Below are 22,585 nucleotides of genomic sequence, written 5' to 3' on the forward strand. Positions count from 1 at the left end.
CATGCCTTCCTTTTCTAGTCAAGCTCATTTTAGCATAGTTTTGGTAAATTCGGTCATACTATCACTACTATTCTTGAAAGAGGGGGATCATGGTGCTTGATCGACTAAAAATAATTTTGTCTCCGGCTGAAGATCTTATACAGAAGGAAATGACTCACCCGATAACAGGCCAGAAGCTGGAGATCGCTTATTATTTGCCCATTTGTGATGAACCCAAAATCCATTCGTTCATTACCGTGCCTTTTTCAAAAAATGAATATCCTTTTATGACGTTGCTTCAATCCAATCCCAATTTTACAAAGGTTACAGATCCAGCGACATGGAACGATCTCTTGATGCGTGGTCAGGTGCTAATTGAATACCAAGAAACTGTCTTTTCATTTGATGCAATTAAGTATAATTATAATGACCTGCCTGAAGCGAAACTAGAAACGTCCATCACTGGACCTCAGCATTCATTGAGTGAAGATCCGATTACATCACTTAATGTGATCCGAAATGCTTATATGTCGCCAGAGCTTGTGTGCGATAAGATGACCGTTGGTAACTTGTCCCAGACAAGTCTGTTTATTTTGTATGATCAGCGAAAAGTAAACAAACATACGTTAGATTTAGTAATGAACAAGCTTGCCAGCATCCACCTTGATCTCGTTCAATCAGTAGGGGAGCTAGAGCGCCTGCTTAACGGAAAAAAGTATCAGCTCTTTCCTACCTTGCTTATTACAGAGCGTATCGATCGCATTGGCCGCGCCTTATCGTTCGGTAAAATTGTGATGGTTATGAAGGGCTCGCAATACGCCTTGATACTTCCAGTTACTTTCTTTGATTTTATGCACGCGGTCGAGGATCACTATGAGTCTATATGGATGACAAAGCTGCTTATTGTGCTCCGCTATATCGCTCTATTCATTACGACAATCCTGCCAGGCTTGTACATCGCGATCGTCTCATACAACCCTGAATTTGCTCGGTTGCAGCTTGCTTTCTCCTTAGTGGCAAGTCGCTCAATTGTACCTTATCCGTCGTTCATAGAGGTTCTCATTATGCTTGTGATGATCGAGATGCTGCTCGAATCCAGTATCCGCATCCCTAAATTAATCGGTTCTACATCAACAACGGTCGGCGGGCTAATATTAGGTTCAGCTATTCAGCAGGCTGGCTTAGTCAGCAGTATCATGATCATCGTTACCTCACTGGTCGCGATCAGCAATTTCGTATTGCCGATTCATACGATGTCGCTGGCAATTCGGTTCTTAAAGTATCCGATTATGGTCGTCGCGATATTTTTTGGCGTAGCAGGTATCTTTCTAGGATTGTTTTTCTATATTATCTGCCTGTGCAGCACACGCAGCTTTGGTGAATATTACTTCCGCTTTAGGGGAGATGTTAGCTCACAACAAGGAGATATTGGAGGAGCAGACGCAGCATGAATCGATATGTATTCTACCATTACCTAATCGTATGCTTTTCGAATCTGATGATACTCGTCCCATATCATTTAATGGCCGAGCGATTTGATGGATCTGTAATGGCGATCTTTCTAAGTCCAATTTTTGGGGTAATCATGTTATACCTGTTTACAGCTGGATTAAGCAAGTTTCCAAATCAGGGACTTCCGGAAATTTTAAGCCACTTCTATCCGCGTTGGCTTGTCGGAGCAGTAGTAACCTATAAAGCTCTAATTGTTGGAATGTCTTCTACGCTTGTCATAGCATCTTATGCGATCGTTATTACAAGGTTTTTGAATCCTGAAGGAAATCCTTATGTCATATTGACCATACTCATGCTCGTATGTGCATTTGGTGCGACTAGGTCTACGGTTACTGTCAATTTTGTGCTTGAGATTGTCGTTATTCTGTGTATCCCAGCTATCGCTTTCATTATGTATAAAACGATCAATAATCCATTCTTGAAGTGGGACGCTGTACAAATTGTCCTGAATCATTATGATAGAATGCCCTCTTTACTGGCATTTGCAAGTGCAACATTTGTTTTCACGGGATTTCTGAACCTTGGCTTATTTAACCGTATCTTGCCTCCTAATTTCCGGTTTAAATATCGCTGGACATTCCCATTAATCGCATTCGTTGTCCAGTTTATTACGTTTTTTGTTCCTATCGGTATTCATGGAACTGAAGGGGTAGCAAACTATGTATACGTTTGGAGTGCGACAGCCGATTCTGCTCGAATGATCTTTGGATTTATCGAGCGAATGCTTTTTATATTTTTAATTGTGCTCATCAATCTCTCACTAGCGTTTACAATGGTAGGCTGGCATATGGTGATCGAGTATATTCGAACGCTGTTTCCTAACAACAAGGTCGATCCTGACGAACCTAAACCGCCAAGACGCAGCTACTGGATTGTTGCTGTTTTGGTGGTTCTTACGCTTATTTTTATGTATCTGACAAATGAGCTGAATGTCATCTATATAGGCGGGATATTTTTAATTATCCGTATGATCTCCGAAATTGTAATTACACTGTGGGTATATGCACTGAGCAAAAAAAAGGTGAGAAAATATGAAAAGAAAATTAGTGTTTAGCATGCTTGCGTTCAGTCTCATTGCATGCAGCTTGTTGTCAGGATGCGGATTTAAAGATATTGATAAACGATATTTTGTTGTTGCTATGGCAATCGACAAAACAGAAAACGAGGAAAAGCCGTACCGTATTACCTTAAAGTTTGGTGTTCCATCAATTGAGATCGATGCAGGCAAAAGCAAAACACAGGTTGAAAAAATAGATACAGCGAGCATTGCAGAAGGAGTACGAATGCTAAAGGCACAAGTCGATAAAGAGATCGATTTTGGCCATTGCAATGTTTTTTTACTTGGTGATTCACTCAGTCAAGACAATATTCGCGAAGCCGTTCATTGGATGTCTCGCAGAAGAGATATCCAAAACATTGCTGCAATTGGTATCGGAAGCCCTATTGCTGGAGACATCATTAAGGAACAGCCCGCGGTAGAGCGATTTCCTGGCAACTCACTGTATCTGTTTTTTAGCACAGATGCAACAGAATCTTCCTATACATTCGTCGAGCTATTAACGGATCTTACACGACGTCTCGATGAAAAGGGGCTTGACCCTATTCTTCCTATCGTAGAGATAGACAAGGAGGATATTACATATAACATAAACAAAGTCGCTTTGCTCAATAAGGAAAAGGTCGTGCTTACCCTAGAGCCTGAAGATACACAGCTATTAAATCAGCTTATGTTTAAGTTGAATCGCTCTAACTTGTATGGCTCATTTCGCAACGATCCCTACGTCATATCTATTCATGAAACGAAAATGAAATACAAAATTCAAAAAAACGAGCAAGGTACTAATATAGATATGTCGATTAAATTGGCAGTAACATTCGAGGAAATGCCAACTAACGCTTATTTCGATCATCCTGAGGAAATTACTCAACAACTTGAAACTGCTTACTCAAAAGCCGTTACAAAGCTCTTAGAGAAAATACAAGAGGCTGGTGTAGACCCAATTGGTTTTGGCTTGCGGTATCGTGCAAAATATCAGCTTGAAAATTTTGATCGGGAATGGCCAGCTATTTATCAAAGTATGAATTTCAATGTAAAAACTAAAATTGAAGTTCGTGGTACGGGCCTGCTAAAATAAAAATCGAGCAGCAGCTTCTTCAATACTTCAAGCTGTTGCTCGATTTTTTTAGTTCACGGTATGCGAATTAAGCGTTGATTACGTTTTAGCGCCTCAATATGACGAGCTCCAATACCGAACATAGCTGCTTTCATTTCATATTCTATCGTAGCCAATCGCTCAATGATGGAATACTCCTGCTGACGGTTAGGAGCTTCAATTGCATGAGCCAGCAGCGTACGACCAAATCCAGCTGAATCAGCACCTAATGCCATTACCTTCGCAGCATCAACGCCATTTCGAAGTCCACCACTTCCAATCAACATTCGTTTCTGCATACCATCTCTCAGCTCAATCAGACAATCGGCAGTTGTATTACCCCAATCAATAAAGCTCTCCGATGCAGCGTATTGAATAGCAGAAGTTGTTCGAAAATGCTCAACTTGACTCCACGATGTGCCGCCCGCACCTGCAACATCAACGAATTCAATGCCAATTTCCAGCATCCTGTCTCTAACCTCTGCATCTATTCCCCAACCAACGTCCTTAATCCCTACAGGTACGTCCAGGTATTTTACAACCTCTTCAAGCTTCTGAAGCAAGCCTGAAAAGTTTGTATCACCCTTCGGTTGAAAAATTTCCTGCATGCTGTTTAGATGAAACACTAGCGCATCTGCTTCGGCAAGCTCAACTATTCGCTGACAATCCTTCGTATTAATTCCGTAGTTCAAGCTAACGAGTCCGATATTCGCTATAATCGGGATGCTAGGTGCATACTGACGAAGCTGAAAGCTGTAGGCCAGCTCCGGCTTTTCGAGCGCCACCTTCATCGAACCAAGCGCTAACGACCAGCCTTGCTGCTCAGCTGCAATCGCTAGCGAGCGATTAATCTGAAACGCTCGTTCCGTTCCCCCGGTCATGGAACTGATTAACAGTGGGGTCTTAACTGTTTTTCCAAACATAGTCGTGGAGAGATCAATCGCGTTAAAATCAATTTCAGGAAGAGATAAATGCTTAAATCTCCACTTTTCTAGCCCTGTCGTTATGCCTTTTCCCTGTACAGGCTTGTCTAGACAGATCGTAATATGTTCATCCTTGCGTTGCTGCGTTTCATGTTCATTCTGTATATCCATATACCTCTCCTTCTAACCAATAACGGCAGAGCTAGAAATGACTAGCGCTCAATCCAGGCTTGAGCGCTTAGGCGCTGCTGCAGCTGCTCCCATTCTGGAAGCGCCTCCCAATCACCATAGGTTTGGACAGCTAGCGAACCATTGATGCTTGCCATACGAACCGCCTCATAGCTGCTTAGGCCTTTAATAATCCCTGCAAGGAAGCCAGCACAGAAGCCATCACCTGCACCAACCGTATCGACTACTTTTTCAGCAGGATAGAACGGAACCTCCGTTTGATTTCCCTGCTCGTATATGACATTATAGTCTCCTTTGCCCTTTACAATACAAATTGCCTTCAATTCATTGAGCTTCTCGTCAATAAGTGCTTCATTCTCGGTATCGTATAATAGCTTTAACTCATCCCATCCTGGCAGGAAGTAGTCAGCCTCCTTCGCAATTGATAGTATGACCTCTCTAGCCTCTTCGATCGACCATAGCTTTAAACGCAAATTTGGATCAAAGCAAACCGTCACTTGATGCTTTTTAGCAAGTTCAATTGCACGATAGATTGTAGCCTTGCAGCTTTCGCTTAGTGCTGGCGTGATCCCTGTAATATGCAGCAGCTTGGCTCCTTGAATATAGGTCTCATCCAGCTGATCAGGAGTCATAGTGCTTGCCGCTGAGCCTTTTCGGAAGTAATGCACCGCATTTCTACCACTAACTTGTTCGCGGAACATCATACCAGTTGGTGCATCTTTGCTGTACAGCACCCGTGATACATCGACTCCCTCTCCACGTATTGATTTGACAATACGTTTTCCAAGCGGATCATCACCCATAACACTAAACCAGCCAACGTCAATACCAAGTCTGGCAAGTCCGATCGCAACATTGCTCTCAGCTCCGCCAAAACGATGCTGCAGGCTGTCTGCTCGTTCAATAGATTGCTGCTGAGACGGGAGAAACAGTGCCATAGACTCGCCAAATGTTACAACTTGAGGGGAATGTTGTTTCATAATAAAGGCCTCCGTGTTCATTTATCGTTATAATCAAGATTATACAATAGATTTCCAAGATTCATACTATAAAAGAAACTGCATTATGATGCTGGTCTGGCGTACTATTGCAATGATTTCAACAGCACAGCTTGAATTTGAAAATACGTAATAGCTTCAGGCAATGCCTCTTTTATATTCCGTAGCAGACTGGCATCAACCTCCGACACCACCTGTAAAATTTGCTCCTCTGTCTCCTGATCAAAAATTCGCGACCAATCAATGGGATTTCCCTCTTCAATTGCTCGCAGAATGTGCTTTTCAATCGTCTGTTGAGACACATTACGTTCTGTTCGAATTTCCTGGATTGTTTGCCCCATTGCAAAGGCTTCATATGATAGCAGATGGCTTGGTCTTTTCTCCTGATCAGCAGTGGCTTCTGCTTTCATAGACGGAGCAGCATCTATAGACCGCTTCAACTCTTGTATGAGGTGAATGACTGCATCGCCATATTTCTGAAGCTTGGCTTGTCCTATACCTTTGACATGCATTAGCTCACCTGTTGTATGTGGTGCCGCTTCAGCAATATGACGCAGAGTCGCATCAGAGAAAACCATAAAGGGTGGAATATTCTCATGCGCAGCCTGTTTTCTTCGCCACTCCTTCAACGCGGCAAAGATCGGTGATGCATCCTGTGAGCTATTGCTAAGCAGTTGCTTCACCGTGCTGCGGCGTCTTTGCCACACCTGCTCCTTGCCCTCTATCACCAGTCGCGAGCGCTCTGCGAGAGTTACAACGGGATACTGGCCTCCGCTCAGCTGTAAATACTGTTCTGCCACCAACCAATTAAGCCAATCGACAATTTCCTTTTCTGACGTCTGCTTCAATAGACCGTAGGTCGATAACGATTGTAGCTTTGCCGCAAGCAGTCTTTTGTCTGACGAGCCCTTGAGCACCTTAGCCACCATGGTCACTCCAAATCTGCCACGCATTCGAGCGACACAGGACATTGCCATTAACGCTTCCTGCGTGCGATCAACCTTTTCACTTGTATCGAGACAACTGCTGCATTTTCCACATGGTTCAACAGCACGCTCTCCAAAATAATCGACGATAAATTGCTGAAGACATGCATCCGTACGACAATAGCTGGTCATTTCATGCAGTTTGCTCGCTTGCACCGCTTTCCGCTGCTCATCCCCGAGCCCTTGTTCGATTAAAAAGCGATGGATAAATAAATCGCTGGCATCAAAAAGAAGCACACATTCACTTTCTTCTCCATCACGCCCCGCTCGACCTGCCTCCTGATAGTAAGACTCAAGGTCGCCCGGCACCTGCCAATGCAGCACATATCTTACATTCGGCTTGTCAATTCCCATACCGAAGGCGTTAGTAGCTACAATAATTTTCGTCCGATCAAAGCGGAAGTTTTCCTGCGCTTCCGCTCGAGCAGCATCAGATAGACCGCCGTGATAAAGCTCTGCTTGATAGCCTAGCAAATGAATGCGTTCATGAACCGCTTCTACTTCTTTTCTAGTAGCAGCATAGATAATGCCTGATTGCTCCGCTCGCTCCTTCAAAAATTGAGTTAGAAAATCCTGCTTGTGAACCCCTGTTACAACCGACAACGATAAGTTAGGTCTGGCAAACCCCGTTACAAATGTTGCTGGCTGCTGCAAATTAAGCATTGCTACGATATCCTCTGCTACTTCCTTTGTAGCAGTTGCAGTAAACGCCGCGACTATCGGGCGATCCTCCATTCTACTAATAGCAAGCGCCAGCTGGCGATAGCTTGGGCGAAAATCATGCCCCCACTGTGACACACAGTGAGCTTCATCAATCGCGATAAGCGGAATTTGCAAATGCTCGGTCAGCTGTTGAAACATCGGCGCATCGAAGCGTTCAGGCGCGATATATAACAGCTCATATTCACCGTTAAATGCTCGACGCAGCACGTTTTTATACTGCTCCTGCGATAAGGAGCTGTTCAAAAAAGCAGCAGAAACACCTAAACGTGTTAATGCATCAACCTGATCCTTCATCAGCGAAATTAACGGAGATATAACTAACGTCGTTCCTGGTAACATAAGCGCAGGAATTTGATAGCAGACCGACTTTCCGCCCCCTGTTGGCAAAATGGCAAGTGTATCTCTCCCTGAAACAATGCTGTCAATAATCTCCTCTTGCCCAGGACGAAACTGATCATAGCCATAAATCTTTTTCAATATCGCATGTGCCGACATTGCTGCACCTCACTTTCACTAACCATACACGTTACTACAATTAAAAAACCCTGCCCTCCTTAAGTCTGGGAACAGCAAAAAGCCGATCCGTACATGGAATGACAGGGTCCTCCTGATCAAGCTGTATTAGATGCCGAGACCAGATTTTACAACCTCGATAACCTGCGATACAGATGCTGAGGATTGATCAAGCGCGGCTTTCTCTTCAGCGGTTAGGTCAAGCTCGATCACTTTTTCAATACCGTCGCCGCCCAGTATAGCCGGTACCCCCATAAATAGATCAGTATAGCCATATTCGCCTTCAAGGTAGGCAATAACCGGAATAATCCGTTTCTTATCCTTAAGGATTGCTTCTGTCATTTGCACTAGTGATGCTGCAGGAGCATAATAGGCGCTTCCATTACCGAGAAGACTAACGATTTCGCCGCCTCCGACACGGGCTCGCTGCACAATCGCCTCGATACGGTCCGCCGGGAGTAGCTTTTCGATCGGTATGCCTGCTACATTCGAATAACGCACCAGTGGCACCATATCGTCTCCATGTCCACCTAAAACAAAACCTCTAACATCCTCAACCGATACATTCAGCTCTTGGGCAATAAAGGTGCAGTAACGCGCCGTATCGAGTACACCTGACTGGCCAATAACGCGGTTTTTAGGAAACCCAAGCGTTTGATACGCGGCATAAGTCATCGCATCAACGGGGTTGCTTAAAATAAGCACATACGCTTCAGGGCTTGTCGTTTTGATGTGCTCACACACAGCTTTTACGATGCCTGCGTTGGTATTCACTAGATCATCGCGGCTCATGCCAGGCTTGCGAGCAACACCTGCAGTAATGATGACGATATCAGAATCTTTCGTATCCTCATAACTGGACGTTCCAATGACCCGCGCATCGACGCCCATAACAGGAGTAGCTTCAAGCATGTCAAGCGCCTTACCCTTAGTCGGATTTTCAAGCTGAGGTATATCAACTAGAACGACATCGCCAAGCTCCTTCTGCGCCAGCATAAGAGCCGTTGTTGCACCAGTAAACCCTGCTCCAACAATCGTAATCTTTTTACGAGTAATCGCCACTTTTTTTGGACCCTCCTAAAGCGTTTTAGCTTCTTCTTAGTATTACTTCCTAGCAGCTAAAACGCTGCTTCGGAAGCATTCGCTTGCGGTTTAGCTTCTTCTGGATTTACTTCCTAGCAGCTAAAACCCTACATCGGAAGTATTCGCTTGCGGTTTAGCTTTGAGCACTGCTTCTATGTATGTACGCATATACAAATCAAGCAGCTGACACCAATAAAGAGAGCCATTGCAGGCTCTCTTTATGTGTGCATGCTGCTTGCTGCTTATGCCAAGTGTTTAATAATTTCGTCTGCGAATTGAGAGCACTTCACTTCTGTAGCGCCTTCCATTAGACGAGCGAAGTCGTAAGTAACTGTTTTGTTGTTAATCGCTGTTTCCATACCTTTGTAGATCAAGTTAGCTGCTTCTTGCCAGCCAAGATGCTCAAGCAACATAACGCCAGAAAGGATAACAGAGCCCGGGTTAACAACGTCTTTGTCTGCATATTTCGGAGCAGTACCATGAGTTGCTTCGAAAATTGCATGACCTGTTAAGTAGTTGATGTTCGCGCCTGGAGCGATACCGATACCACCAACCTGTGCTGCAAGAGCATCGGATAGGTAGTCACCGTTCAAGTTAAGTGTTGCGATTACATCAAAATCAGTTGGACGTGTAAGTACTTGCTGCAATGCGATATCAGCAATTGCATCCTTCACGATAATTTTGCCAGCTGCTTCAGCCTCAGCTTGCGCTTTGTTTGCAGCGTCAACGCCTTCAGCGTCTTTAATGCGATCATATTGACCCCATGTAAAGGTTTGCTCAGCAAACTCCTGCTCAGCTACTTCGTAGCCCCAGTTTTTGAAAGCACCCTCTGTAAATTTCATAATGTTGCCTTTATGAACAAGCGTTACAGATTTTCTACCATGCTTGATTGCATATTCAATCGCAGCACGAGCAAGACGCTTAGAACCTTCGGAGGAAACTGGCTTAATACCGATACCAGAAGTTTCTGGGAAACGAATTTTGTTCACGTTCATTTCTTTTTGCAAGAACTCGATTACTTTTTTCACTTCTTCAGAACCAGATTGATACTCGATACCTGCATAAATATCCTCAGTATTTTCACGGAAGATAACCATGTCTACGAGATCAGGACGTTTAACCGGAGAAGGCACACCGTCGAAGTAACGAACAGGACGAAGGCAAGTGTAAAGATCCAGCTCTTGACGAAGTGCAACGTTTAGAGAGCGGATACCGCCACCGATTGGCGTAGTAAGAGGTCCTTTAATTGCAACAATATATTCACGAATTGCAGTAAGCGTATCTGCTGGCAACCATTCACCGTATTGGTTGAATGCTTTTTCACCAGCGAATACTTCATACCATGCAATTTGTTTCTCGCCTTTGTAAGCTTTCTCAACAGCTGCATCAAGCACGCGCTTGGAAGCCTTCCAAATATCGCGACCAGTTCCGTCACCTTCGATAAATGGGATAATTGGTTGGTTAGGTACTTGCAATACCCCGTTATCAATCGTAATTTTTTCACCTTCAGTTGGCATTGCGAACTTTTCAAATAGAGACATGAATATTTTTCCTCCTTAAATGTGATTCAATTATTATCATAAGCTATTTTACCATATTTGCACATTAACGCTCATCTACTGGTACATAAACAGCTTGAATTGGCCCTACATACTCAGCACGAGGACGAATTAAACGGTTATTCTCATATTGCTCTAAAATATGAGAGGTCCAACCAGACACACGGCTAATTGCAAACAGCGGTGTAAACAAGTCGCGAGGAATTTTCAGTGCTGTGTATACAGATGCTGAGTAGAAATCAACATTTGGCTTCAAGCCCTTACGGCCTGTCACAAGCTCTTCAATTTGTGTAGACATTTCATACAGCTCAAGATTACCCGTTAATTTGCCAAGCTCATAAGACATTTTTTGTAGATGCTTCGCGCGCGGATCGCCGTTTTTGTATACGCGATGACCAAAGCCCATAATTTTAACTTTGTTAGCAAGTGCGTTTTCAATGTAAGCCGTTACATTATCTTTGGAACCAATCTCCTCCAGCATAACCATAACAGCTTCATTGGCGCCGCCATGCAATGGGCCTTTCAAAGCGCCGATCGCGGATGTAACACCAGAATATATGTCAGACAGAGTAGCGACTGTAACACGAGCAGCAAAGGTTGAGGCGTTAAGCTCATGATCTGCATGCAGGACTAGCGCTTGATCCAAAGCTTTCTCGGCAACGCTCGCAGGCTCTTCACCAGTTAGCATATATAAGAAATTATGTGCTATTGACACGCCTTTTTTCGGTGAAATCGGCTCTTTCCCTTCACGGATACGAGCAAATGCGGCAACTACTGTTGGAAGCTGAGCTTGCAATTTAATCGCTTTCAGTTGATTCGCTTCTGTAGTCATATCCCCACTTAGCGGATCATAAAGTGCCAAGCTTGATACTGCTGAACGGAGTGCTGCCATAGAATTCGTATTCTTTGGATACAGCTTGATTGCTTCAATCACTTCGTTCGGAATCACAGCATACTCATCCAGTTTTTGCTGCAAATCAGCAAGCTCTGCACGATTCGGCAATTTTCCATACCATAACAAATATGCAACTTCCTCAAAAGAAGCTTTTTCAGCAAGTTCGTCAATATTGATACCACGGTATGTTAAAACTCCATCAATAATTGAACTGATAGAGGATTGCGCTGCTACAATACCTTCAAGACCTTTTGTTGCTGTCATCGTTCCCTCTCCTTTATTATTCAATGTATAAATGCTAGAAACCGATATACCATCCTAGTCTCATTATCATCAATGATATAGGATTTTGTCAAAAAAGTGAACATAAGCAAGGATAGAAATGCTTTATCGCCTTCATTGATAAAATGTATCAGGTGTTTTTTTCATAGCCCGTTCATTATAGCATAGTTATTTGCGCTTTCAAAAGAAAACTGAATGTCGAAAACTAATAACTTTTAGAAAATTATGATAAACTATTGAACAAGTAATGATACTGGAGGAATAAAATGTCACAACGTTATGGCATTATTGACATAGGTTCGAACTCTATCCGACTTGTGATCTATGAAAAAACCGAGCATGGCGCACATCGGGTTGTAGATGGCAGCAAGCGTTCTGCTCGTCTTAGCAGCAAAATAAATGAACGAGGCGAATTAAGTCAAGAAGGCATTAACGTGCTGATCGAAACGCTAAAAGTTTATCAGCTGCTGGCTAAGCAGCATCAACTGGATGCTCTTGTTCCGCTCGCGACCGCAGCTATTCGCAATGCAGGCAATCAAGCGGAAATTGTTGAACAGGTAAAGCAGGCAACCGGCCTGGCTATTCGCGTTCTGACTGGACGCGAGGAAGCGGAGTACGGTTTTCTAGGCATGATCAACTCCCTGTCTGTTCAAAGCGGATTTTTGTTAGATATCGGCGGCGGTTCTTCTGAATTGACGTTATTTTTAAATCGAAAAATAGTACATACCTTTTCGTTCCCATTCGGCTGTGTTAGCTTCAATAAACGGTTTGACAGCAAAAATGGGCTTAGCGATGTTGATTTGGATGCACTAAAAAGTGAAGTGTTGCAAGCGATGAGCGACCATGAATGGATTACACGCTATGCTCATCTGCCGTTAATTGCTGTAGGCGGAACAGCACGGGCGTTAGGCAAAATACATCAAGCTGCAACTGACTATCCATTTTCCCAGACGCATAATTATCCGCTAGCAAGTCAAAGCGTGCTGGAGCTGTTCCATGAACTTCGCTTGCTGCCGCAGGACAAACGGAAAAAGATCGCTGGACTAAGCAAGGATCGTGTGGATGTCATTATCCCGGGCTTTGCAATCTTAACGACTGTTTTTCAATACATCCAAGCTACTCATTATATTATTTGCGGCGCAGGTCTTCGCGATGGTGTATTCCATAAGCTGTTTTTCCCTGAGCAGCCACTGCAGCAAAATCCGCTTGATTACAGCGTCGAAAATATTATCGCCTTGCATACCGCTATTCCGCATGCTCATACGAAGCATATTAGCCAGCTGGCAGACCAGCTTCTATCGTGTCTTATGCAGCATGATTCAAGCAAAGAAATTTTTCGAGTTTACTTGAATACAGCCGCACGCCTTTATCGCATTGGTGCAACGATTGAATATTATCATTATGAAAAGCATACGTTTTATCTGATTGTCCATTCTCATTTGAATGGCTTAACGCATAAGGAAATCCTGCTTGTTGCTTCAATCGCCTCCTTCCGCAGTAAAGGCAAGGCTAAAGCAGAGCTTAAGGACTATGGCCAGCTTATTAGCAACGAAGAACTGGATACAATCTTTCGATTAGGCTACGTGCTGCAGCTGGCTGCTGCTTTAGACAGAAGTGAAACCCAAAGCATTCAGCAGATGGAGCTTAAGCTAGAGCAGGACAAGCTGATCATTTCGGTTACTGCTGCCCAGACGGATCTGGAGCTGGAATCGCATAAAGTGAAAGAAATTGCTACTGATTTCAAAAAGCAATGGGGGATCAAGCCGGTTCTTCAACTGAACCATTTGTAGCACAGTTACGAGTCCCCTCAACAATAAAAATTCCATTGCATAACGTAACATAAGCTGGAAGAATAACAGCACAAAAAAAAGGACCGCCCTCATCGAGCGGTCCTACTATTTTTTCATGTATTTGAGATTTATACGATCATAGGTCCTCTTTCAGCTTGAAACGAACAGCCACTGCAGCAAATAACAGGAGCGAAATGATTGATACGGCAATAACATGGATGAAATCCTCCGTATTATAGTCAAGATGACTCATGATCGTATTAACAAGCATATATTTGGTGAATTGAACCTGATCCTGCAAAGATTCCAGAGCACTGAAGAGCATGCCAAATACATTTAGAGCAAAAACAAATCCTAAACTTAAACCAATAACAATGTTCCTCGTATGCACCGCAACGCACAGGATCAGAACGGAAAACGACCAATGAAGTAAAAACTGTCCAAGCAACAGCTTCGCGAAATACCCGATATCCCCCAGCTCTGTATGTCCAAAAAATAACTGTTTTCCGACTATGTTGGAGATCGTCAAAACAATAAGAATGAATAAAGTAAAAAGTGCGAGGATTAAGGCTTTAGACAATACCGAGTAAAGTCTTGAATTTTTCATCGTAATATAATTTCGGTAAAATCTCGAGTTGTACTCACTCATATAAAAATAAACAGTGAACACTACTATATAAAACAGCACCCAGGACGGAGGTTGAGAAAGCATATACTGCATAAACTGGCTTTCATTCATTGTGCCAATGCTTAGTCCCCCATCCCCAGGCTGCTCGTACTGTTTAATCATAAATATTCCGAAAATTTGAAATGCACTAAATACGAGCAAAAGCAGATAGACAACTCTGTTCGTTCTAAAGCGATGCAGATCCATTTTGAATATATTAATCAAGTGATCCACCCACTTTCTCTGTCCGTTCTAAGAAATACTGCTCCAAGCTCGTTTTATGGTTTGTTATGGATCGGACATATTGATCGTGGCTAGCTAAAAGCTTAACAATCTGTTGGTTATTCATATGGGTATCGTAGATATGTAAAGTATGCGTATCGATAACCTTAAACTGCTTCATCCTCAGCTCCTGCTCTAGAACAGGCAATGCCTTGCTTACATCATCCACTACAACTTCAATACGTTCTTCGCACCGAAGCAGCAAATCATCCTTGGAAATCACCTCGATAATTTCACCTTTATGAAGGATCGCATATTTGCTCGCTACTTTTGAGAGTTCTTCTAAAATATGACTGGAAATAACAATGGTCAGTCCCTTTTTGTTGAGATCTAGAATAAGCTCTCTTATTTCAGCGATCCCTTGCGGATCTAATCCATTAATCGGTTCATCGAGAATTAACACATCCGGACTGCCGAGCAGAGCGATAGCTATACCTAGTCGCTGCTTCATGCCCATTGAATAATGCTTCACCTTCGTTTTGTTGGAAGCATCCAATCCGACAAGCTCCAAAAGCTCCGATATATACTGTTTATACTGCTTCAAGCCATAGGAGATCGCTAAAAGCTTAAGATTATCATAAGCAGTGTACTGCGGGTATAATCCAGGGTGTTCAATAAGTAAGCCCATTCGTTCAAAGCAGGAAGCATAATCAGTTGCTGCCCGATCAAAAAAATGTATGTTTCCCGAGGTTGGGTACATTAGTCCACCGATCATCTTTAATAGAGTCGATTTACCAGCGCCATTTTGACCAATCAAGCCAAATATTTCACCTCTTGTGATTTTGAAATTGGCGTCATGCACGACCGTTTTTTGTCCAAACTTTTTGGTGAGTCCCTCAACTTCAATTATTGTACTGGTCATCGTCGCACCTCCTTGTGAAGTAGTATATAAAAGACATACCAAGCCTTCGCAAAGAAAAGGATAAGAAACGTCAAAGAATGTCTATGGGCTGATCCTGAATCCGATGCCCCACACCGTATCGATATACGCTTGATCGTCGTATTGCTTAATTTTGTTCCGAATGTTGCTGATATGTACCGTAATCGTTTTATCTTCACCCAAATAAACGTCGTCCCAAGCAAGCTCGTACAGATCACGTTTTGTAAATACACGTGTTGGGCTTTTAAGAAGCAATTCAAGGATTCTATATTCTTGTCTGGTCAGATTCAATAAATGTTTGTTCACCGTAACACTTCGTGCATTACAGTCCAAGATCAATTTCTTATGCTTGTATTGGTGAGTAGATTCTACTAATCCATTTTTCCCAATATGAACATTGATTCTGGCTAATAGCTCCCTGACCTCAAACGGCTTTGTCACATAATCTACGGCACCTAAATCAAATAACTGCAGCTTATGATCCAATTCATCTTTTGCTGATAAAACAATGACCGGTATATGTGACTTCAACTCCTCTCTCACATAGTGCATGAATGCTTCACCAGATAAACCAGGAAGCATGAGATCCAATATAATAAGCTGATAGTTGTATTGCGATACGAGAAGTTTAGCTTCACTGCCTGAAAAGGCAGAGGTACATATGTAATTCTCCCTACGGAGTACATCAGAGATGATCTTGTTAATATGCTCATCGTCTTCGATGACCAGTATATGATGTTGTTCCTGTTGAATGTTCATGTTCAGCACCCCCATTCTTCTTAAATGTTGCGCTTAGGCAAAAAAGATTTCCATCTACCTGTACTTTAGCGTTGCCATTCATTTTTTCCATTAAGGATTGAACGATAGAAAGTCCTAATCCAGTAGAGTGCAACGTACGGGAAGGATCCACTTTGTAAAAACGGGTAAAGACTTTATCGCCTTCAATGTTGTGGTTCTCTCCCACCTGATTCGTAAAATGAAGGGTGGCCTCTCCTAGCTTATCTTCATAACGAATGCAGAGATTACCGTTTCCATGTAAAAAGTAATTGCTTAAAATGTTTTCAAATACACGCTCCAATGCTTTGGCATTGCCAAATATATAAACAGGAGATTCCGGCAAATACATATCCGGCTCCTTGCCTAAGCGGGAAAATTCATCGATGACGGAAAATAAACGCTTATGAAGCATGTCGATCACATCTAATGCTTCAAGCTCAAGGGCATATTGCCGGTTTTGCAGCTTCGTATAGTAAAAAAGCTCATCTACTAGAGAGGTAATTTGCTTCATGCGAGTTAGAGCCAGATGGATATAACTTGATTTCTCTTCACAATCCTCAGCCCGTTCAGCTAGTTGAAGGTATCCGCCAAGTGAGGTAAGCGGAGTTCGAATATCATGTGACAAACTTACAATCGTGGTATTAACCTCTTCATTTTTCTGTATAAACTTTTGATTAAGTTCCCTCTGACTGCGGAGGAGGTGATTACAGGACTGCACGAGTTGATACATTTCTTTGTTTCGCATATGCATGTGAATAAACTTAAAGGATTGATGTTCAGATATAAATGACAGCTGATTGCCAATATCCTTAATCTGATTTCTGTAAATCAGCATATATAACGTCTGGGCGATTAACGCAGCAGATAATAAAATGATGGCAATAATCACTATTTCACTTCCTTGACCTGTAAATTAGGACGTGTCTGAGAACTCTGAAGACAGAACATTTTGCCGAATTTTTGCTCCATGCAAGGCGCGTTTGTAAAGGCGTACCGAGCGTACGTCAAGCAAACTAAAGCAAAAGGGGGCGAAATACTGAACGGGTTTTGACACGTCCTAGATATCCATATATATGCTAACCTTACCAAAAACCTATACGATCTGAAAGGCTTTAAAGGGGGAATTTACTAAATAAGCAGAAAAAGCATGATCGACAGGAAATCCCAATAATGAACTCCTGACGATCATGCCCTTTAGTTAAGACAAGATTAACTTAAGCCTTTCCATCGCTCTACATACTGAGCCTCAAATTGACTGCGGAAAGGAGCAATTCCAACTAGTTCTCTTAGCTGTTCATACTGTCCGTTCATTTTTAACAATCGCGCTTTTACATTGTCTGCAAGACTTAATTGCAACAGCACAATTAGAATATTTTTAAGCTCCTGATCGAAGACAGGACATAACAGTTCCACACGCTTCTCCAAATTTCTTGTCATCCAATCAGCACTTGATAAGTAGACTTCTTCCTTGCCATCATTATAAAAATAAACAATACGGGAATGCTCCAAGTACCGATCAACAATGCTAATAACCTTGATGTTCTCACTAACGCCAGGCACCCCGGGTCTTAAGCTGCATACACCTCTAATAATAAGCTCAATGCTTACACCAGCTATAGAAGCCTCGTACAGCTTATCGATCATTTCCTGATTGGACAGGCTATTCATTTTCGCAATAATTTTAGCTTCTTTCCCTGCTCTCGCATGCTCGATCTCGCGATCAATCAGCTTCAACAGCTTGGTTTTCAATCCAGTAGGCGCCACGGCAAATGCTTCCCAATCACGCGGAGCGGAATAGCCCGTCACCTCGTTAAACAATGCTGATGTATCTGCACCAATAATATCATTGCTGGTCATTAACCCGATATCGGTATATAGCTTGGCAGTATTTTCGTTATAATTGCCTGTTCCGACATGTACATATCGCCTCAGTCCATATTTTTCACGTCGTACGACCAGTAAAAGCTTGGCGTGAATTTTCAACCCAACAAGACCATAGACAACATGGCAGCCCGCTTTTTCCAGACGCTTAGCCCACGCAATATTATTCTCTTCATCGAATCGAGCTTTCAGTTCTACAATGACCGTAACCTGCTTGCCAGTTGCCGCTGCATGCTCTAACGCCTTAACAAGCGGCGATTGTCCGCTGACACGATACATGGTCATTTTGATTGCAAGAACATCAGGGTCCTTCGCAGCCTGCCATACGAAGTCATTCACTGGCTCAAATGACTCAAATGGATGATGCAGCAGTACATCACGCTCTGCAATCACACTCATAATATCTTTATCTTCATCGAACTCTGTCGGGTAGCTAGGTTCGAATTTTTTATAGCGCAAATTTTCATGACCTTTCACCATAGCTGAAAACTTCATCATATAGCTTAGATCAAGCGGACCATCAATCATGTACAGTGCATCCTTGATTTCCAGTTCTTCCTTAAGCATCTCTAGCGCGTAAGGATCAATATCAGATTCTACCTCAAGACGAACTGGAATTCCCCATTTCCTGCGTCGAAGCTCCTTTTCAATCTCCTCCAGCAAGTCTTCTGCCCCTTCTTCGTCAATCGACAAGTCCGAGTTTCGTGTTAAGCGGAACGAGCTTACGGAGTAAATATTGTAGCCTGCAAACAAGGAGTCAATAAAGGTCGTTATTAATTCCTCCAGCAAAACAAACTCTTGTTTTTTACTGTTGCTGCGGCTTGGAACAGGTATACATCGAGGTAATATGGAAGGAATTTGAATAATAGCAAACAACGGTTCTTCTGACTCGTCCTCACCTTCAAGACGTAGTGTTACTGCAAGATAAAGCTCCTTCGTATGCACGTGAGGAAACGGACGGCTCTGATCAACTGCCATTGGAGTAATGACTGGAAATACAATCTCGTTATAATATTCCGCCATTGCCTTCTGCGCAGTTGGTGTAAGCTCCGCATACTCCCGTATGTAAATGCCTTCCTTGTGCAGACATTTCATTAGCTCGCGATACGTACGATATTGCTCTGTCACCATACTTTTAGTTCGCTTTAGCAGTCTTTTCCACAGTCCTGATGGCGAATATCCTGTAAAATCCATCTTCATCAGGCCTGCTCTAATTTGCTCATGGACGCCTGCTACGCGAACACTCATAAATTCATCTAAATTGCTGGATACGATCGCCAAAAATTTCGCTCTTTCCAACAATGGGTTTTGCGGGTCCTGTGCTTCCTGAAGCACTCTACGATTAAATTCAACCCAGCTTAGATCTCTATTTAAGTAAGGTGATACTTGCTTCGTCATAGACGTTCCTCCTATGCAGCGTTTCATCTACTCTTACATCAGCTATACTGCAACATTCAAACTATAACGAATAATCATTAATTATATTGCATTGAAATGTAAAGGAATTGTTAAATTAAAACCGTCGCATCGTAAAACGACCGCTATTCATAGCGGCTTCGATCCATTTTAGAATGATCCCTTCAAACATACGTCTAGTAAAAGGAACCAGCAATAAAATCCCTGCAATATCAGAAATAAAACCAGGCAGAAGCAATAGCAAACCGCCAGCAAGCACACAAACTCCATTCACGAAGGAACGTCCAGGAATTTGTCCCTGATTCATTTGTATTCTTGCCTGATAAAGCACCTTGCGTCCTTCATAGATTGCGGCTATTGCCCCAATCGAACTTAAAAATATCATTAGCGTAAATGTGTTCCATCCTCCAATCCAATCGCCAACAAGCAATATTCCCCATATTTCCAACAAAGGAAACAAAATTATGAATGCGGGTATCCATTTCTTCATCACCGCTCTCTCCCATCTACATCGATTGCAGCTTCTCAAATAGTTCAGGCATTACCTTGGATAGACGTACGGGATGGAAATCTTGATTAACCCAAACATGCTTCGTTCCACCATGCACGAGCAACTCACCAGGCAGTTCTTCCTCATTTGAATAATGGTTATCTCTAAATTCTTGCTCTGTCACTCTTCTTACCTGTGATTCAAATTCCATTCGTAAAGGAGAGCACTGCTTCAATCTTGTGCACACAATAACCCTATCATCATATTTTGCTGGCAGCACATAACTGACCATCAAGTCAATTACAGGAAATAGCAATCCTTTTTCCTCGATATCTCGATAGGTTACTCCTAAACTTCTTACCCATTCTGTACGGCCAATTTCGAACCAGGTTACATAATTCCCATGAAACACAACACCCATTTGATCCGTTTCCTGATATCGAACACGAATCGGATGAACGACCCATTCTCCTGCCATAACGATAACTCCTTTAGTTAACCTTGTAATACTATGATTATAATAAGGTTATGCATCGCATGCAAAGTTCAACCCATGAACAAGTCCATTGTTAACGGCAGATTTATTGTATTCCCCTGATCTATCATACTTATTCATCAATTTCGGCTGCTATTGATAGTGAAACAAATTGACGCAATAAAAAAGATCGCGAGCTATTGGGATAACCAATAAGGTCGCGATCTTTGTATATATGCTAGCAGCAATTATAGTACTTTGGATTGGCCTGAGTAAATATAGCCTGTTTCTGCATAGATGGTTACTTCCATACCATCCTTAAGAATGTCCATAGCATTTTTCACACCTAGAATAACTGGCGTACCAAGGTTGATTCCGCATACTGCCGCATGACTTGTAATGCCGCCCTGCTCAGTAATAACAGCTGCTGCACGTTCGAATGCAGGCATAAGCTCTTTATCAGTAGCCACAGTTACGAGAATATCACCTTGTTGAACCTTCGCGTTTGCTTCCTCAGCATTACGCGCAACAACAATTTTACCTGTAACGTTTTGGCTTCCTACACCTTGTCCTGTAGCTAGTAGCTCACCGATATGATGAATTTTCATCAAATTCGTTGTGCCAGCTCGTCCCACAGGAACGCCGGCAGTAATAACAACAGTATCACCAGCAGCTAGCAGGCCCGTATTCATTGCACCGTTAACAGCATAATCGAACATTTCATCCGTTGTTGCTGCTTCTGGTCCTTGAACAGGGAATACGCCCCAGCAAAGCGCTAAACCGCGCATTACTTGTTCGGTCGGTGTAACGGCAATGATTGGTGCTTTTGGACGATATTTCGAAACTACACGTGCTGTAAAGCCGCTATGCGTCGAAGTAACGATTGCCTTAGCATTTAGATCCAATGCAGAATTCGCTACTGCCTGGCTAATTGCTTCAGTAACGGAATTTTGTTGAGCGCTTGCTTGCTTCAAGAAAATTTCACGGTACTCAAGAGCTTCCTCTGCACGCTGTGCAATGCGGGACATCGTTTGTACAGATTCAACTGGATATTTACCAGCAGCTGTTTCACCGGAAAGCATAATTGCATCCGTTCCATCAAAAATTGCATTAGCCACGTCACTTGCCTCTGCACGAGTCGGACGAGGGTTGCGCTGCATGGAATCAAGCATTTGTGTAGCTGTAATAACCGGCTTGCCTGCCAGGTTACATTTTTTAATCATTAGCTTTTGTACAAGTGGTACTTCTTCCGCTGGGATTTCTACCCCAAGGTCACCACGTGCAACCATAAGACCGTCAGACACTTCAAGAATTTCATCCAGATTGTCTACGCCTTCTTGGTTTTCGATTTTAGAAATGATTTGGATATGATTTGCATTGTGTTGCTCTAGCAGCTCGCGAATTTCTAGCACATCGCTTGCTTTTCGTACGAAGGAAGCTGCAATATAGTCAATGCCTTGCTCAACACCAAAAATGATATCGTTTCTATCCTTTTCCGTAATACCTGGAAGTGAAATTTTTACTCCTGGTACATTAACACCTTTTTTCCCTTTGATCGGACCGCTGTTAATAATACGACAATGAATTTCCGTACCTTCGATACCTTCAACCTTCAAGCCTATTAAACCATCATCGATTAATACTGTTGAACCAACTGACAAATCGTTAGGAAGATTATTGTATGTCACAGGAATTCGATTGCGGTCTCCTAAAATATCTTCTGTTGTTAACGTAATGGTTTCGCCTTGCACAAGCTCAATCGGTTCTTCCTTCAACTTGCCCAAACGAATTTCTGGACCTTTAGTATCAAGCAGTATAGCAACAGATGTGCCAAGCTCCTTGTTTGCAGCTTTAATGTTTTTAATACGATTGCCCTGCTCTTCGAAATCTCCATGAGAGAAATTCAAACGACCGACGTTCATTCCTGCTTGAATTAATTTTTTCGTGTTTTCCAACGATTCGCTGGATGGTCCAATTGTACAAACGATTTTAGTTTTACGCATGATAGGTTCCTCCGTTTAATGCCTGAGATTCATTTTTTAGTATCATCAGTAGATCATAATTAAATACAAATTATGACAGTGAACAGCCTTTCACTCAATGGTTCACAATCTATAATTTTATATTTTTTA

The 22,585-nt window shown here is 42.6% G+C and carries 18 protein-coding genes; 4 read left to right on the forward strand and 14 right to left on the reverse strand.

Annotation, left to right across the window (positions count from 1 at the left end; genetic code table 11):
- Window positions 1-92 precede the first annotated feature (92 nt).
- The 3 genes from ACFP56_RS03290 to ACFP56_RS03300 are packed head-to-tail and all read left to right on the forward strand — an operon-like array spanning window position 93 to window position 3,626.
- A complete protein-coding gene (locus ACFP56_RS03290) occupies window positions 93-1,430 on the forward strand; it encodes a spore germination protein (protein WP_379231075.1) in 1,338 nt (445 codons plus the stop codon).
- Window positions 1,427-2,545 carry a GerAB/ArcD/ProY family transporter gene (locus ACFP56_RS03295; protein WP_379231076.1) on the forward strand — a complete coding sequence of 373 codons (1,119 nt, stop codon included), beginning with the start codon at window positions 1,427-1,429 and terminating at the stop codon, window positions 2,543-2,545. The genes ACFP56_RS03290 and ACFP56_RS03295 overlap by 4 nt, the downstream gene beginning before the upstream one ends.
- The gene (locus ACFP56_RS03300; RefSeq protein ID WP_379231077.1) at window positions 2,523-3,626 is read left to right on the forward strand and encodes a Ger(x)C family spore germination protein; all 1,104 of its coding nucleotides are present in this window, start codon (window positions 2,523-2,525) and stop codon (window positions 3,624-3,626) included. Before ACFP56_RS03295 ends, ACFP56_RS03300 begins: the two co-directional genes overlap by 23 nt.
- Window positions 3,627-3,679: 53 nt before the next feature.
- On the opposite strand, the gene fni is transcribed toward ACFP56_RS03300, so the two are convergent.
- From fni to citZ, 6 genes are all read right to left on the reverse strand, one after another.
- Entirely contained in the window at window positions 3,680-4,738 is a 1,059-nt protein-coding gene (gene fni, locus ACFP56_RS03305; RefSeq protein WP_379231079.1) for a type 2 isopentenyl-diphosphate Delta-isomerase, read from the reverse strand.
- A 41-nt stretch (window positions 4,739-4,779) separates the two neighbouring features.
- The gene (locus ACFP56_RS03310; protein ID WP_379231082.1) at window positions 4,780-5,736 is read right to left on the reverse strand and encodes a sugar kinase; all 957 of its coding nucleotides are present in this window, start codon (window positions 5,734-5,736) and stop codon (window positions 4,780-4,782) included.
- A gap of 104 nt (window positions 5,737-5,840) precedes the next feature.
- Window positions 5,841-7,958 (reverse strand): DNA helicase RecQ, encoded by a 2,118-nt coding sequence (gene recQ / locus ACFP56_RS03315; RefSeq protein WP_379231084.1) that lies wholly within the window; start codon window positions 7,956-7,958, stop codon window positions 5,841-5,843.
- 126 nt (window positions 7,959-8,084) lie between these two features.
- On the reverse strand, window positions 8,085-9,038 hold the full coding sequence (mdh, locus tag ACFP56_RS03320; RefSeq protein ID WP_379231086.1) for a malate dehydrogenase: 954 nt from the start codon (window positions 9,036-9,038) through the stop codon (window positions 8,085-8,087).
- Window positions 9,039-9,301: 263 nt separating this feature from the next.
- Window positions 9,302-10,600, reverse strand: a complete 1,299-nt coding sequence (gene icd / locus ACFP56_RS03325) for an NADP-dependent isocitrate dehydrogenase (RefSeq protein ID WP_379231088.1) — start codon at window positions 10,598-10,600, stop codon at window positions 9,302-9,304.
- A gap of 64 nt (window positions 10,601-10,664) precedes the next feature.
- Window positions 10,665-11,777, reverse strand: coding sequence for a citrate synthase (gene citZ / locus ACFP56_RS03330; protein WP_379231091.1), 1,113 nt, complete (start codon window positions 11,775-11,777; stop codon window positions 10,665-10,667).
- A 284-nt stretch (window positions 11,778-12,061) separates the two neighbouring features.
- Here citZ and ACFP56_RS03335 point away from each other — a divergent pair, with 284 nt between their 5' ends.
- Window positions 12,062-13,585, forward strand: coding sequence for a Ppx/GppA phosphatase family protein (locus ACFP56_RS03335; protein WP_379231093.1), 1,524 nt, complete (start codon window positions 12,062-12,064; stop codon window positions 13,583-13,585).
- Between the two features lie 136 nt (window positions 13,586-13,721).
- Here the strand turns inward: ACFP56_RS03335 and ACFP56_RS03340 are convergent, their stop codons facing one another.
- From ACFP56_RS03340 to pyk, 8 genes are all read right to left on the reverse strand, one after another.
- Entirely contained in the window at window positions 13,722-14,477 is a 756-nt protein-coding gene (locus tag ACFP56_RS03340) for an ABC transporter permease (RefSeq protein WP_379231095.1), read from the reverse strand.
- Entirely contained in the window at window positions 14,470-15,396 is a 927-nt protein-coding gene (locus ACFP56_RS03345) for an ABC transporter ATP-binding protein (protein WP_379231097.1), read from the reverse strand. The genes ACFP56_RS03340 and ACFP56_RS03345 overlap by 8 nt, the downstream gene beginning before the upstream one ends.
- A gap of 81 nt (window positions 15,397-15,477) precedes the next feature.
- Window positions 15,478-16,173, reverse strand: coding sequence for a response regulator transcription factor (locus tag ACFP56_RS03350; RefSeq protein WP_379231100.1), 696 nt, complete (start codon window positions 16,171-16,173; stop codon window positions 15,478-15,480).
- The gene (locus tag ACFP56_RS03355; protein ID WP_379231102.1) at window positions 16,124-17,080 is read right to left on the reverse strand and encodes a sensor histidine kinase; all 957 of its coding nucleotides are present in this window, start codon (window positions 17,078-17,080) and stop codon (window positions 16,124-16,126) included. Before ACFP56_RS03355 ends, ACFP56_RS03350 begins: the two co-directional genes overlap by 50 nt.
- A 320-nt stretch (window positions 17,081-17,400) precedes the next feature.
- Complete coding sequence (locus ACFP56_RS03360) at window positions 17,401-19,470, reverse strand: RNA degradosome polyphosphate kinase (RefSeq protein ID WP_379231104.1); 2,070 nt, start codon at window positions 19,468-19,470, stop codon at window positions 17,401-17,403.
- Between the two features lie 115 nt (window positions 19,471-19,585).
- Window positions 19,586-19,978, reverse strand: a complete 393-nt coding sequence (locus ACFP56_RS03365) for an FxsA family protein (RefSeq protein ID WP_379231106.1) — start codon at window positions 19,976-19,978, stop codon at window positions 19,586-19,588.
- A gap of 16 nt (window positions 19,979-19,994) precedes the next feature.
- Entirely contained in the window at window positions 19,995-20,456 is a 462-nt protein-coding gene (locus ACFP56_RS03370) for an acyl-CoA thioesterase (protein WP_379231108.1), read from the reverse strand.
- Window positions 20,457-20,701: 245 nt separating this feature from the next.
- On the reverse strand, window positions 20,702-22,456 hold the full coding sequence (gene pyk / locus ACFP56_RS03375; RefSeq protein WP_379231110.1) for a pyruvate kinase: 1,755 nt from the start codon (window positions 22,454-22,456) through the stop codon (window positions 20,702-20,704).
- Between the last annotated feature and the right edge of the window lie 129 nt (window positions 22,457-22,585).

Source organism: Paenibacillus septentrionalis, assembly GCF_042659865.1.
Lineage (GTDB): Bacteria > Bacillota > Bacilli > Paenibacillales > Paenibacillaceae > Pristimantibacillus > Pristimantibacillus septentrionalis.

Bases quoted from the DNA above. Each gene is read 5' to 3' on its own strand.
- ACFP56_RS03295 (WP_379231076.1), top strand. From the start codon at position 1,427: ATGAATCGATATGTATTCTACCATTACCTAATCGTATGCTTTTCGAAT.
- ACFP56_RS03300 (WP_379231077.1), top strand. From the start codon at position 2,523: ATGAAAAGAAAATTAGTGTTTAGCATGCTTGCGTTCAGTCTCATTGCA.
- fni (WP_379231079.1), bottom strand. From the start codon at position 4,738: ATGGATATACAGAATGAACATGAAACGCAGCAACGCAAGGATGAACAT.
- ACFP56_RS03310 (WP_379231082.1), bottom strand. From the start codon at position 5,736: ATGAAACAACATTCCCCTCAAGTTGTAACATTTGGCGAGTCTATGGCA.
- recQ (WP_379231084.1), bottom strand. From the start codon at position 7,958: ATGTCGGCACATGCGATATTGAAAAAGATTTATGGCTATGATCAGTTT.
- icd (WP_379231088.1), bottom strand. From the start codon at position 10,600: ATGTCTCTATTTGAAAAGTTCGCAATGCCAACTGAAGGTGAAAAAATT.
- citZ (WP_379231091.1), bottom strand. From the start codon at position 11,777: ATGACAGCAACAAAAGGTCTTGAAGGTATTGTAGCAGCGCAATCCTCT.
- ACFP56_RS03335 (WP_379231093.1), top strand. From the start codon at position 12,062: ATGTCACAACGTTATGGCATTATTGACATAGGTTCGAACTCTATCCGA.
- ACFP56_RS03345 (WP_379231097.1), bottom strand. From the start codon at position 15,396: ATGACCAGTACAATAATTGAAGTTGAGGGACTCACCAAAAAGTTTGGA.
- ACFP56_RS03350 (WP_379231100.1), bottom strand. From the start codon at position 16,173: ATGAACATTCAACAGGAACAACATCATATACTGGTCATCGAAGACGAT.
- ACFP56_RS03360 (WP_379231104.1), bottom strand. From the start codon at position 19,470: ATGACGAAGCAAGTATCACCTTACTTAAATAGAGATCTAAGCTGGGTT.
- ACFP56_RS03365 (WP_379231106.1), bottom strand. From the start codon at position 19,978: ATGAAGAAATGGATACCCGCATTCATAATTTTGTTTCCTTTGTTGGAA.
- ACFP56_RS03370 (WP_379231108.1), bottom strand. From the start codon at position 20,456: ATGGCAGGAGAATGGGTCGTTCATCCGATTCGTGTTCGATATCAGGAA.
- pyk (WP_379231110.1), bottom strand. From the start codon at position 22,456: ATGCGTAAAACTAAAATCGTTTGTACAATTGGACCATCCAGCGAATCG.